This is a genomic window from Streptomyces sp. NPDC002680 (assembly GCF_042889145.1).
Lineage (GTDB): Bacteria > Actinomycetota > Actinomycetes > Streptomycetales > Streptomycetaceae > Streptomyces > Streptomyces adonidis.
In genome coordinates this window covers 171,091-183,824 of the sequence record NZ_JBIAQP010000014.1, presented here as the reverse complement: position 1 = coordinate 183,824, position 12,734 = coordinate 171,091, and the positions used below count along the sequence as shown (strand labels likewise).

At 68.8% G+C, this 12,734-nt stretch carries 12 protein-coding genes and 1 riboswitch; of the genes, 1 reads left to right on the top strand and 11 read right to left on the bottom strand.

Features of this window, described 5'->3' with window-relative positions; genetic code table 11:
• Nucleotides 1–32 precede the first annotated feature (32 nt).
• The 11 genes from ACFYXF_RS33485 to rpsB all read right to left on the bottom strand — a co-directional run bounded on the left by ACFYXF_RS33485 (nucleotide 33) and on the right by rpsB (nucleotide 11,835).
• The gene (locus ACFYXF_RS33485; RefSeq protein ID WP_389355344.1) at nucleotides 33–830 is read right to left on the bottom strand and encodes a maleylpyruvate isomerase family mycothiol-dependent enzyme; all 798 of its coding nucleotides are present in this window, start codon (nucleotides 828–830) and stop codon (nucleotides 33–35) included.
• Nucleotides 831–1,110: 280 nt separating this feature from the next.
• A complete protein-coding gene (locus ACFYXF_RS33480; protein WP_389355342.1) occupies nucleotides 1,111–2,145 on the bottom strand; it encodes an ABC transporter ATP-binding protein in 1,035 nt (344 codons plus the stop codon).
• Between the two features lie 2 nt (nucleotides 2,146–2,147).
• The gene (locus ACFYXF_RS33475) at nucleotides 2,148–3,854 is read right to left on the bottom strand and encodes an ABC transporter permease (protein WP_389355341.1); all 1,707 of its coding nucleotides are present in this window, start codon (nucleotides 3,852–3,854) and stop codon (nucleotides 2,148–2,150) included.
• Nucleotides 3,830–4,897 (bottom strand): thiamine ABC transporter substrate binding subunit, encoded by a 1,068-nt coding sequence (locus ACFYXF_RS33470; RefSeq protein WP_389355498.1) that lies wholly within the window; start codon nucleotides 4,895–4,897, stop codon nucleotides 3,830–3,832. The genes ACFYXF_RS33475 and ACFYXF_RS33470 overlap by 25 nt, the downstream gene beginning before the upstream one ends.
• Nucleotides 4,898–5,001: 104 nt before the next feature.
• Nucleotides 5,002–5,122: riboswitch (TPP riboswitch) on the bottom strand.
• Between the two features lie 25 nt (nucleotides 5,123–5,147).
• The gene (rlmN, locus tag ACFYXF_RS33465) at nucleotides 5,148–6,254 is read right to left on the bottom strand and encodes a 23S rRNA (adenine(2503)-C(2))-methyltransferase RlmN (RefSeq protein WP_235474542.1); all 1,107 of its coding nucleotides are present in this window, start codon (nucleotides 6,252–6,254) and stop codon (nucleotides 5,148–5,150) included.
• Nucleotides 6,255–6,354: 100 nt separating this feature from the next.
• Nucleotides 6,355–7,026, bottom strand: coding sequence for a hypothetical protein (locus ACFYXF_RS33460; RefSeq protein WP_389355339.1), 672 nt, complete (start codon nucleotides 7,024–7,026; stop codon nucleotides 6,355–6,357).
• Nucleotides 7,027–7,175: 149 nt separating this feature from the next.
• A complete protein-coding gene (locus ACFYXF_RS33455; RefSeq protein ID WP_389355337.1) occupies nucleotides 7,176–8,300 on the bottom strand; it encodes a phosphatidate cytidylyltransferase in 1,125 nt (374 codons plus the stop codon).
• The gene (gene frr / locus ACFYXF_RS33450; RefSeq protein ID WP_053739750.1) at nucleotides 8,300–8,857 is read right to left on the bottom strand and encodes a ribosome recycling factor; all 558 of its coding nucleotides are present in this window, start codon (nucleotides 8,855–8,857) and stop codon (nucleotides 8,300–8,302) included. Before frr ends, ACFYXF_RS33455 begins: the two co-directional genes overlap by 1 nt.
• Before the next feature lie 161 nt (nucleotides 8,858–9,018).
• Nucleotides 9,019–9,777, bottom strand: a complete 759-nt coding sequence (gene pyrH / locus ACFYXF_RS33445; protein ID WP_389355336.1) for a UMP kinase — start codon at nucleotides 9,775–9,777, stop codon at nucleotides 9,019–9,021.
• 202 nt (nucleotides 9,778–9,979) lie between these two features.
• On the bottom strand, nucleotides 9,980–10,816 hold the full coding sequence (tsf, locus tag ACFYXF_RS33440; RefSeq protein WP_389355334.1) for a translation elongation factor Ts: 837 nt from the start codon (nucleotides 10,814–10,816) through the stop codon (nucleotides 9,980–9,982).
• Between the two features lie 98 nt (nucleotides 10,817–10,914).
• A complete protein-coding gene (rpsB, locus tag ACFYXF_RS33435; protein ID WP_389355332.1) occupies nucleotides 10,915–11,835 on the bottom strand; it encodes a 30S ribosomal protein S2 in 921 nt (306 codons plus the stop codon).
• 271 nt (nucleotides 11,836–12,106) lie between these two features.
• Here rpsB and ACFYXF_RS33430 point away from each other — a divergent pair, with 271 nt between their 5' ends.
• Nucleotides 12,107–12,679, top strand: a complete 573-nt coding sequence (locus ACFYXF_RS33430) for a M23 family metallopeptidase (protein ID WP_389355330.1) — start codon at nucleotides 12,107–12,109, stop codon at nucleotides 12,677–12,679.
• Nucleotides 12,680–12,734 lie beyond the last annotated feature (55 nt).

Sequence of the window (12,734 nt, the reverse complement as noted above, 5' to 3'; positions counted from 1 at the left end):
GCCCCTCGTCAGGGAGGCGGGCCACTCCGCTGTCAGCCGAAGGTGGCCCTCTCCAGCCAGAAGTCCAGCAGCTCCCGCTCTCCGAGAACCTCCAACTCCGGGCTGTCCAGCGGAAGTCGCCGATAAAAGGCGAGCAGGACGCCCGTGAGGGGCCCGCGCAGAGCGACCGTCGCCTTCTCATGCCCGCGACGCCACACAACACCACCTTCGGTGAGCTCGACGAGCCACTCGGCGTTCAACTCCGGTGCGGTGTCCGTGGCATGGAGATGAATACTTCGCCCCACCCCCCTCAACTCCCGCGCCGCGTCGTGCGGATCGGTCCGCTGCACGAACTCGACGATCTGCAGCCACTCGTCGATCGCGTCGGCGGCGATGTCTTCCGCGACCTCGTACGGCAGCCCGGCGGCGAGGGTCGCGTCCGCGCGGTGGACGGTGATCTCGTGGGCCATCCGCCGCGCCCAGAACCCCGAGTTGTGGATCCCGGCCCAGGCCCACACCTTGACGTCCGGCCCGGCCTCACGCAAGGCCCCGACAACCAACTCCCCGGTCTCGGCAAGCCAGGAGTCCAACGCACCGGCATCGCCCCGAACCTCGGGCCCCCCACTCAGGGGCACGTGCTCCTCATCAACATTCCCCTCGGCCCGCGTACGCACCAACGTGTCCACCCACCGCAGGGCACCACCGGTGTGCCGCACCAGCTGCTCCAACGACCAGTCGGGACAGGTCGGCACGGTCACGGCCAGATCGACACCAGAGGTCACGACAGCTCTCAACTGTCCGACCTGGTGGGCGATTTCATCGCAATAGCGGGCATGTGCGAGAGTCGTCATGCCGCGAACCCTAATGCCGCACCTTCACCCCGGGCCGGGTATTTTCCGCCCGCCCGATACCTGCGGCATTCCAGCGACGGCCGACACCCTCCAGCCCGTCCGGCGCTTGAGGACGGGGGTCCACCATCCAGCCTGTCCGGCGTCTGAGGACGGGGGGCCACCCCCCCAGCCCGTCCGGCGTTTGAGGACGAGCGCGTTCAGCGCGACAAGGGGGGTCTGGGGGCGCAGCCCCCAGAAGGATGGGACGGGTAGGGGCGGCGGGGGCGAAAAACACCCCACCTCACCCAAGCACAACCGTCTCCGCCCCCTCAAAGACCACCCCCACCACATCCCCCTGCTCCGGCGCCTCCCGCAACGCACACGCAGCCTCCACCCAAGGCACATCCCCACCCACCCCCTCAGGCCGAAGCCGCACAGCCACATGCGTCCCCCGAAAGGTCCGCGCAGCCACAACACACCGCAGCCCCTCATCAGCAGCCACCAACCGCACCCCACCAGGCCGCACAAGCACCATCCGCACCCCCTGAAGCGCCCCCTCAGGCACCGGCACCTTCCCCCAGACCGTATCCGCGACCTGCCCACTCACCGTCCCCTCAACAACATTGTCGAACCCGAGAAACCGCGCCACGAACTCGTCAACAGGCCGCTGCCACACCTCAAGAGGCGTACCGGACTGAGCGATCCGCCCCTCCCGCATCACCACCACCCGGTCGGCAAGAGCGAAGGCCTCCCCCTGGTCATGGGTGACCGCGAGCACGGTGGTCCCCAACCGCCCAAACAGCTCCCGGAGTTCGACAACGAGCCGCTCACGCAACGAGCGGTCCAACTGCCCCAGCGGTTCGTCGAGCATCAGCAACCGAGGCCGAGGCGCAAGAGCCCGGGCAAGAGCGACCCGCTGCTGCTCCCCACCGGACAACGAGGCAACAGCCCGCCCCGCAGCCCCCGGCAACCCAACCAGCTCCAACAACTCACGCACCCGCAAGCCCTGTTGATCCTTGGACACGTGATGCATACGCAACCCGAACCCGACATTGCCACCGACATCCCGCTGCGGGAACAGCTGATGATCCTGGAACATCAGCCCGACCTCCCGCTTGTGCGCGGGCACCCCGGCGAGATCCCGCCCGTCGAGCAACACCCGCCCCGCGTCCAGCGGCTGAAGCCCGGCAACCGCCCGCAGCAACGTCGACTTCCCGCTGCCGCTGGGCCCGAGCACACACACGATCTCGTGCTCGGCGACATCGAGACCGACCCCGTCCAACACGGCCCGCGCCCCGAACCGCACCGTCGCCCCTTCAAGACTGAGCATGGTCATGGTCAGAACTCCCCCGTCCGGTCGGTCCGCAGCCGCTCCAGCACGAGCAGGGCCACCGCGCACACCACCATCAAGATCGTCGAAAGGGCCATCGCCTGGCCGTAGTTGAGGTCACCCGGGCGGCCCAGCAGCCGGGCCACGGCGACCGGCAGGGTCGGATTGTCGGGCCGCGCGATGAACACGGTCGCGCCGAACTCGCCCAGCGACACCGCGAACGCAAACCCGGCCGCGACCAGCAACGCCCGCCGCACGATCGGCAGATCCACCTCGCGCCAGACCCGCCAGGGCGAGGCCCCGAGCACGGCCGCCGCCTCCCTGAGCCGCCCGTCCACGGCCCGCAGCACCGGCAGCATGGTCCGCACCACGAACGGCACCCCGACCAGCGCCTGGGCGAGCGGTACGAGGATCCAGCTGCTGCGCAGATCGAGCGGCGGCTCGTCGAGAGCGATGAGGAACCCGAACCCGACGGTCACCGCCGACACCCCGAGCGGCAGCATCAACAGCGCGTCGAACCCCCGTACGAGCCGCCCGGCATCGCGCCGGGTGAGCGCCACGGCGGCCAGCGACCCGACGGCGACGGCGATACCGGTGGCGGCGAGGGCGTACTGGAGCGAGTTCCCGATGGCATCGATCGGCGCGACGAGAAAGATCCCGGAGTCGTCACTGGTGAGGGCCTTGTAGTAACCAACCCCCGGCCCGCCGGCCGTATCGAACGACCGCTGCACCAGAACACCGAGCGGCAGCACGAGCAGCAGGGCGATACTCACCAGCACCCCACCCAGCAGCGCCCACTGCCCCCGCCCACGCGGCCGACGCGAGGTGGTCTCCGGCGCCACGAGCCGCAGCACGCTCTCCCGCCGCCGTACCGTCCGGGCGTGCACGGCCAGGACCGCACCCACCGCCACGAACTGCACGATGGTCAGCACGGCGGCCGTACCGAGGTCGAAGATCTCCGAAGTCTGCCGGTAGATCTCCACTTCGAGGGTGGCGAAGGTCGGCCCGCCGAGGATCTGCACCACCCCGAACGAGGTGAAGGTGAAGAGGAAGACCATGAGCGCGGCGGCGGCGACGGCGGGCGCGAGGGCGGGCAGGGTGACCTGCCGCCAGGCCGCGAACCGCGAGGCACCGAGCACCCGCGCGGCCTCCTCCTGGCGCGGGTCGAGCTGCGCCCAGAGCCCGCCGACGGTCCGCACCACGACGGCGTAGTTGAAGAAGACGTGCGCGAGCAGGATCGCCCACACGGTGGTGTCCAGCCGTACGCCCCACAGCTCGTCCAGCAGCCCGCCGCGCCCGACCAGCGCCAGGAACGCCGTACCGACGACCACGGTCGGCAGCACGAACGGCACGGTCACCACGGCCCGCAGAATCTGCTTGCCCCTGAAATCGAAGCGTGCGAAGACATACGCGCCGGGGAACGCGATCAGCAGCGTGAGCGCGGTGGACGCGAGCGCCTGCCAGGCCGTGAACCAGAGGACGTGCCGGATCCCGGAGTCCGCCAGCACGTCCCCGATCTGCCCGAACCGCCAGACCCCGTCGACGTGCAGACCGCGCGCGACGATGGCGGCGACGGGATATGCGAAGAAGAGCGCGAAGAAAACGACGGGCAGCGCGAGCAGGGCACCGCGCAGAACGGCACCCTTCGCGCGCCCGACCGCCGGGCTTGCTTCCAGACCTGCTCCCGGGGCTACTTCAGTACGAGAGATGTCCACGACTTGACCCACTGGTCACGGTGTTCGGCGATCTTCGCGGGGGCCATGGTCTCGGGGTCCTTGGCCTGCGGCCCGTACTCGGTGAACTCGGCGGGCACCTGGGCGCCCTCCCGCACCGGGTACACGAACATGTTGAGCGGCATGTCCTCCTGGAAGGTCTTGCCGACGAGGAAGTCGAGCAGCGCCTTGCCCCCGGTGGCGTTCTTGGCGTTGCTCAGCAGCCCGGCGTACTCGACCTGCCGGAAGCAGGTGCCGGTCGCGACCCCGGTCGGGGCGGTGGCCGGCTTCGGGTCGGCGAAGATCACCTCGGCGGGCGGCGAGGAGGCGTACGAGACGACGAGCGGCCGGTCGCCCTTGGCCTTCTTGCCGCCGGCCGACCCGGAGAACTCCTCGTTGTAGGCCTGCTCCCACCCGTCGACGACCTTGACGCCGTTGGCCTGGAGCTTCTTCCAGTAGCCGGTCCAGCCGTCGTCGCCGTACTTGGCGGCGCTGCCGAGCAGGAAGCCGAGCCCCGGCGAGGAGGTGGAGGCGTTCTCGGTGACGAGGAGATCCTTGTAGGCGGGCTTGATCAAATCGTCGAAGGACTCGGGCGGGGTCAGCTTGTGCTCGCTGAACCAGGCCTTGTCGTAGTTGACGCAGATGTCCCCGGTGTCGATCGGCGTGACCCGGTGCCTGTCCTCGTCGGCCCGGTACGCGGGCAGGATCGCGTCGGCGTCCTTCACCTCGTACGACTGGAAGAGCCCGTTGTCGAGCGCGCGGGAGAGCAGGGTGTTGTCGACGCCGAAGAAGACATCGCCCTGCGGGTTGTCCTTGGTCAGGATCGCCTTGTTGACGGCCTGCCCGGCGTCGCCGTCCTTGAGGACCTTGACGGTGTACCCGGACTGCTTCTCAAAGGCGGCGAGAACGTCCTTCGACACGGCCCACGAGTCATGGCTGACGAGGGTGACGGTCTTGGACTCCGCCGCCGATCCACTGGCGCCGTCCTCGGACCCGCACGCGGCGAGCGTGACGAGCCCGAGTCCGACGGCCACGGCCGTGACCATGACCTGCTTGGTGGTGCTCACTGGATTCTTCCTCCTGGGATGACCAGGAAGAGACGCGGCCCTGCCCGGGGCCTCATGGAGGGTTCCCGGGCAGGGCGCAACAGCAAGAGTGATGACCGAACTTCCTACCCAGAATGACCTGGGCGAGGTTCAGAGGGTCTGCGGCCCACCAATGTGATCTGGCTGCCGCACTCTCAGCGCTGTGGCGCTCCCCTGTCGGAATATGAAGATATGTAGGTACGACGTAAGACTACCGCTCAGTGGCCGCGAGCTGGCCGCACGCCCCGTCGATCTCCTGCCCCCGGGTGTCCCGAACGGTCACGGGCACGCCGTGGGCGGCGATCGCCTCGACGAACGCCTTCTCGTCCTCGGGCCGCGAAGCGGTCCACTTGGACCCCGGAGTCGGGTTCAGCGGGATCAGGTTGACATGCACGGGCTTGCCCCGGAGCAGCCGCCCGAGGCGGTCACCGCGCCAGGCCTGGTCGTTGATGTCCCGGATCAGCGCGTACTCGATGGACAGCCGGCGCCCCGACTTGGCCGCGTACTCCCACCCGGCGTCGAGGACTTCCCGTACCTTCCACCGCGTGTTGACGGGTACGAGGGTGTCGCGCAGCTCGTCGTCGGGGGCGTGCAGGGAGATGGCGAGCCGGCACTTGAAGCCCTCGTCGGAGAACCGGTTGATGGCCGGCACCAGCCCGACGGTCGAGACGGTGATCCCCCGCTGCGACAGCCCGAGCCCGTCCGGCTCGGGATCGGTCAGCGCACGGATGGCACCGACGACCCGCTTGTAGTTGGCGAGGGGCTCGCCCATGCCCATGAACACGATGTTGGAGAGCCGCGCGGGCCCGCCGGGAATCTCCCCGTCCCGCAGCGCACGCATCCCATCCACGATCTGGTGCACGATCTCGGCGGTGGACAGATTCCGGTCAAGACCGGCCTGCCCGGTCGCGCAGAACGGGCAGTTCATCCCGCACCCCGCCTGCGAGCTGATGCACATGGTCACCCGGTCCGGGTACCGCATGAGCACCGACTCGACGAGCGTCCCGTCGACCATCCGCCACAAGGTCTTGCGGGTGGTCTCCTGGTCGGTCGACAGATGGCGGACGACCGTCATCAGCTCCGGAAGCAGCGCCTCCTGGAGCTTGGTGCGCGAGGCGGCCGGGATGTCCGTCCACTCGGCCGGGTCGTGCGCGAACCGCGCGAAGTAGTGCTGCGAGAGCTGCTTGGCACGAAACGGCTTCTCACCGATCGCGGCAACGGCCTCTTTACGCTCGGCGGGCGTGAGATCGGCAAGATGCCGCGGCGGCTTCTGGGCTCCGCGCGGGGCGACGAATGTGAGTTCTCCGGGCTTAGGCATGGCTGTACCAGTGTCGCAGACATCCGGACAGCCCCTCGCCGCCCTGTGGACAACCTCCGAACCACGCACAAAAGGCCAGCTCAGCAGGCCTGCCACGCCCTCACCGCGACGCCGAGGCCATCGCCCCCCGCAGCTCCGCCACCTCTCGCTCCAGCTCGCGGTAGTGGTCGCTGACCTTGCGTCGGGCTGTCGGGATGACGTGGCCCCCGTCCAGTTCGGCCAGTCGGACGGCCAGGGCGGTGAGGGCCGTCTGCCAGGCGTGCCAGCCGTCGGCGCCCTCGGCGGCCGCCAGCTCCTCCTGGGCGGCACGCAGGGCCTCGTGGGCCCCCTCGCGCAGCGGGACCAGGTCGGCGCGCAGCCGTTCGGTGCGTTCGCGGAGGTAGGCCAGGGACTCGCCGACCCCGGAGAACGTCTCCCCCAGCTCGGTCATCGACCCGGTGTGCTCCCCGAGCGCCGCCAGCCAGGGAGCGGCCACCTCGACGCCGTGCTCGGCCGCCTCGACGGTTGCCGTACGGATCTCCTGGTACTGCCGGGACACGCCGTCCAGGTCGGCGAAGACGGTCACCGCGCCGAGCGTCTGCTCCCGGATCGTGTCCGAGGGCACGCCGTCGCCACGGTCGAGCAGCGCTTCGAGCCGCGCCAGCTCGCCCCGCATCTCCCGGCTCAGCTCCAGCAGCGCCTGATGAGCGGCGTCCGCCGCCTCGACGGGACCGGTGACAGCGGCGAGCCCCTCGACCTGCCGCTGGCGTCTCGCACGACTACGCCCCCACATGCACGCCACCCCTTCCGGACACATCGACCTCACTGAAGTCGATCTTAGGTTCGAAAGGGGTGGTTTCAGGTCGACGTAGGTGTTTCACAGGAAACCCGGACCGTACTGGAACATTCGGACCGCCCCCAGCCCCGCCATCAACCCGGCCCTCAGCCCACGAACGCGACGAACAGCAGCCACACCACGGGAGCCGTGGGCAGCAACGAGTCCAGCCGGTCCATGATCCCGCCGTGGCCCGGCAGCAGGGTGCCCATGTCCTTGATGCCCAGGTCCCGCTTGATCATCGACTCGCCGAGGTCGCCGAGCGTGGCGCTGACCGCGACCGCGAGTCCCAGCAGCAGACCCTGCCACCACGTGCCCTCGTCGATCGCGAGCTCCATCAGCAGCGCGCCCGCCACCATCGCGAAGACGACCGCACCCAGCATGCCCTCGCGGGTCTTGCCGGGGCTGATGCGCGGGGCGAGCTTGTGCTTGCCGAAGCGCCAGCCGATCGCGTACGCGCCGGTGTCGCTGACCACGGTCAGCACCAGGAACGTCATGACCCGCTGCGCACCGTCGTCGGCGGTGAGCATCATCGCGACGAACGTGGCCAGGAACGGGACGTAGAAGGCCGCGAAGACCCCCGCCGTGACGTCCTTGAGATAGCCCTCCGGTGGTTCCGTCATACGCCAGACCAGGACCGCGAGCGCGGTGAGCGCCATCGCGACCCACGCGCCCTCGGCACCCCGGACGTATCCGGAGACGACCATCGCGGCCCCGCCGAGCGCGAGCGGCACCAGGGGTGCCTTGATGCCCTTGCGCTCCTGGAGCCGGGACGTCAGCTCCCACAGGCCCACCACGACGGCGACGACTATCACGCCGACGAAGACGGCCTTGACGACGAACAGCGACGCGATGATGACCGCACCGAGCCCGACAGCGACCCCTATGGCCGCGCCCAGATCCCGGCCCGCGCTCTTCTTCTGCGGGGCGGGGGCGGGCTGGGCATCGTCGGGCGTGGGCATGGAATCCGGCTTCTGCGGCACCGTCCCGTGGGGCTGCGCCTGTGGCATCTCGTCGCGGAACAAGGGGCCGCCCGGCCGAGCGGCCCCCCGGTCGTCATCCTGGTCCCCGCCATGTGCGGGTACGTCGGGCACGATGGGCATGGGGCGAGTCTGCTGCGCGTGGTGCGCATCGTACGCGGGACCCGCCGGGGCAGCCCCCTGGACAGGCCCTCCGTCGGACGGCCCCCAGTACCCGGCGTGTGGCGGCGCCCCCCAGGAAGAGTCGTTCATCAGACTTCGAGAAGCTCCGCTTCCTTGTGCTTGAGAAGCTCGTCCACCTGTGCGACGTACTTCGCGGTGGTGTCGTCGAGTTCCTTCTCCGCGCGGCGTCCCTCGTCCTCGCCGACCTCGCCGTCCTTGACGAACTTGTCGATGGCGTCCTTGGCCTTGCGGCGGATGGACCGGATCGAGATCTTGGAGTCCTCGGCCTTGGTCCGGGCGACCTTGATGTAGTCCTTGCGTCGCTCCTGGGTGAGTTCGGGGAACACCACGCGAATGATGTTTCCGTCGTTGCTCGGGTTGACGCCGAGGTCGGAGTCGCGGATCGCCTGCTCGATGTTGCGCAGCGCGCTCTTGTCGAACGGGGTCACCACGGCCATGCGCGGTTCGGGCACGGAGAACGAGGCCAGCTGGTTGATCGGCGTCAGCGCGCCGTAGTAGTCGGCCACGATCTTGTTGAACATCGCCGGGTGCGCACGACCGGTGCGGATCGCGGCGAAGTCCTCCTTGGCGACCACGACGGCCTTCTCCATCTTCTCCTCGGCCTCGAGGAGGGTCTCTTCGATCACCACTTGCTCCTGCGTGTCTTGAGTAGGCCCGGCTGCGGTTCGCTGTGCTCTGTCAGGTCGGCGGCCGGCTGCGTCGCGTCTTCTTCCTGCACGGTTCCCGACCGGCAGGCCATTGTCCATCCCCCGCTCAGGGTCCGTCCCCGGGCAGGGCTGATACCCGGTCAGTCCCGGCTGGCGTGTTCACCGACGAGAGTGCCGATCTTCTCACCCTTGACGGCCCGCGCGATATTGCCCTCGGCCAGAAGCTCGAAGACCAGGATCGGGAGCTTGTTGTCGCGGCACAGCGTGATCGCGGTCATGTCGGCGACCTTGAGGTCCCGGGTGATGACCTCGCCGTAGCCGAGCGAGTCGAACTTGACGGCTTCGGGGTTGGTCTTCGGGTCGGAGTCGTAGACCCCGTCCACGCCGTTCTTGCCCATCAGCAGCGCCTCGGCGTCGATCTCCAGGGCGCGCTGTGCGGCGGTCGTGTCGGTGGAGAAGTACGGCATGCCCATACCGGCGCCGAAGATGACCACACGGCCCTTCTCCAGGTGCCGTACGGCGCGCAGCGGGATGTACGGCTCGGCGACCTGCCCCATGGTGATGGCGGTCTGGACCCGGCTGTCGATGCCCTCCTTCTCCAGGAAGTCCTGGAGGGCGAGGCAGTTCATGACGGTGCCGAGCATGCCCATGTAGTCCGAACGGGCCCGGTCCATACCGCGCTGCTGGAGTTCCGCGCCGCGAAAGAAGTTGCCGCCGCCGATGACGACGGCGATCTGCGAGCCGTCGCGCACGACGGCCGCGATCTCGCGGGCAATCTTGTGCACCACGTCAGGGTCGACGCCCAGGCCCCCGCCGCCGGAGAAGGCCTCTCCGGACAGCTTCAGCATGAACCGGCCGCGTACCTTGCCGTCGTCGCTCTTCTGGGCCTTGGTGGTCATCGAGATCTCGCCTCTTCACGTGTCACACATACGAAGAAGGCCACTGCCGGTGGGGTGTCGATCGCATCCCATGCTCGGCAATGGCCTCCTCGTCAGATCTGCTGTCGTCCGCCACGCGCGCGTGCGTGACGGCGTACGCGCGTGACTGCCGTCGACCCTATAGGCATGCCTACGTGGGCCGCGCGTCGATCGCGGTACGGACTCAGATGCCGACCTTGATGCGCGTGAAGCGCTTCAGGGTGACACCGGCCTCGTCCAGGACCTTCTGGACGGACTTCTTGTTGTCCAGGGCGTACGGCTGGCCGAGCAGCGTGGCGTCCTTGAAGAAGCCGTTGACGCGACCCTCGACGATCTTCGGCAGGGCAGCTTCGGGCTTGCCCTCGGCGCGGGTGGTCTCCTCGGCGACACGGCGCTCGGTCTCGACGACCTCGGCCGGCACGTCCTCCTTGGAGAGGTACTTCGGCGCGAAGGCGGCGATGTGCTGGGCGATGCCCTTGGCGACGTCGGCGTTGGGCTTGTCCAGCTCGACGAGGACACCGATCTGCGGGGGCAGGTCGGGCATCGTGCGGTGCATGTACGCCAGTACGAAACCGTCCGCGTACTGCGCGAAGCGGTCCAGGACGATCTTCTCGCCCAGGTTGGCGTTGGCCTCGTCGACGTACGCCTGAACCGTCTTGCCGGGCTCGATCTCGGAGGCGAGCAGCGCCTCCAGGTCGGCCGGGGAGGTCTTGGCGACGTGCTCGGCGAGCGCGTTCGCGGCGGCCTGGAACTTCTCGCCCTTGGCGACGAAGTCCGTCTCGCACTTCAGCTCGACGAGGACACCGGAGGTGTTGTCGTCGGCGATCAGGGAGACGACGGCGCCGTTCTCGGCGGACCGGCCCTCGCGCTTGGCGACGCCCTTCTGGCCCTTGATGCGCAGGGCCTCTACGGCCTTGTCGACATCGCCCTCGGCCGCGTCCAGCGCCTTCTTGCAGTCCATCATGCCGGCGCCGGTGAGCTCACGGAGCTTCTTGACGTCGGCGGCGGTGTAGTTCGCCATGATTCTCGGAGTCTCTCTCGAAGTCTGAAAGATCTACGGATCGAAGGCGGGGGCCCGATGGAGGTGCCCCCGCCGTCAACAACCCGAAGGGGTGAGGGTCAGGCCTGCTCGGCGTCCGCGGCCGGAGCCTCGGCGACGGGAGCCTCGACGGGGGCCTCAGCGGCAACCTCGGCCTCGGCGGCGGCCTCAGCCGGAGCCTCGACGGCAGCGGCCTCGGCGGCGGGCGCCTCGGCGTCGTCGGCCTTCTTCTCGCCCTCGAGGAGGTCGCGCTCCCACTCGGCGAGGGGCTCGGCGACGGCCTTCTCGCCCTTGTCACCGGTGTTGACGCCGGAACGGGAGATGAGGCCCTCGGCGACAGCGTCGGCGATCACGCGGGTGAGCAGCGTGACGGAGCGGATCGCGTCGTCGTTGCCCGGGATCTTGTAGTCGACCTCGTCGGGGTCGCAGTTGGTGTCGAGGATCGCGACGACCGGAATGTTGAGCTTCCGGGCCTCACCAACGGCGATGTGCTCCTTCTTGGTGTCCACGATCCAGACGGCGCTGGGCACCTTCTGCATCTCGCGGATACCACCGAGGGTCTTCTCCAGCTTGGCCTTCTCGCGCGAGAGCACGAGAAGCTCCTTCTTGGTCAGACCGGACGCGGCGACGTCCTCGAAGTCGATCTGCTCGAGCTCCTTGAGGCGCTGCAGACGCTTGTAGACGGTCGAGAAGTTGGTGAGCATGCCGCCCAGCCAGCGCTGGTTGACGTAGGGCATGCCGACGCGGGTCGCCTGCTCGGCGATCGCCTCCTGCGCCTGCTTCTTCGTGCCGACGAACATGACCGTGCCGCCGTGGGCGACGGTCTCCTTGACGAACTCGTAGGCGCGGTCGATGTACGACAGCGACTGGAGCAGGTCGATGATGTAGATGCCGTTGCGCTCCGTGAAGATGAACCGCTTCATCTTCGGGTTCCAACGACGGGTCTGGTGACCGAAGTGGACGCCGCTTTCCAGCAGCTCCCGCATCGTGACGACGGCCATGGCCGTTCTCCTTGTGTTTCTCGGTTGTGCCGCGGGTACCGGCCGGCACCCGCGCCTGACGCCCGATTGCGCCTTGCCGCGAGGGACCGAGAGGCGCTGACACCGACTCCAAACGGGGCCTGATGTCGGGGCGTGCGAAGTCGACCCGGTGACCCGGATCGCCAAAGGAAGTGTACGGGACCCGCGAGGCCTCGGGTGACGCCGTTGTCCACAACCGGTCAGTACTCCACAGGCCCGCACGAACCACCGCGAATCGCGCCAGCCTCCTCCCATGCGAGCGATCAGAGGAGCGTGCTGGACCGTGGGACTACTGCTGGCACTGACGACATCGACGGCACAGGGCGCGACAGATCCCGACCCCATCGCACCGGAACCCCCACCCACTCCCACGATCGCCCGCAGCTGGCCCGTGGGCACCCGTCCCCTGGTCCTACGGGCCTGGGAACCACCCCCGACGCCCTACGCGAGGGGCCACCGAGGCGTCGACCTGGCGGCAACGACAGGCGCCCCGGTCCGGGCGGTGGCCCCAGGCCGAGTGCACTTCGCGGGCCGGGTGGCGGGCCGGGGAGTCGTCTCGGTGGAACTCACGGGCACGGGCACTCCGCCCCTACGGACCACGTACGAGCCGGTGACACCAGCGGTGAGGAAAGGGGCGGAGGTGAGGGCGGGCGAGGTGGTGGGCACGGTGGAGACGGGAGGCAGCCACTGCACGACGACGTGCGTGCACTGGGGCTTGTTGCGGGGCAACACCTACCTGGACCCGCTCACACTCCTACCCCCATGGCTAGTACACAGAGGCCCGTCCCGCCTACTACCGGTACAGGGCGTACCGCTACCGACATAGCTGCGGGCATGCGCAGCCGCCTAGCCTGCGGGCATGCGTGCCGCTAGGGGCGGCA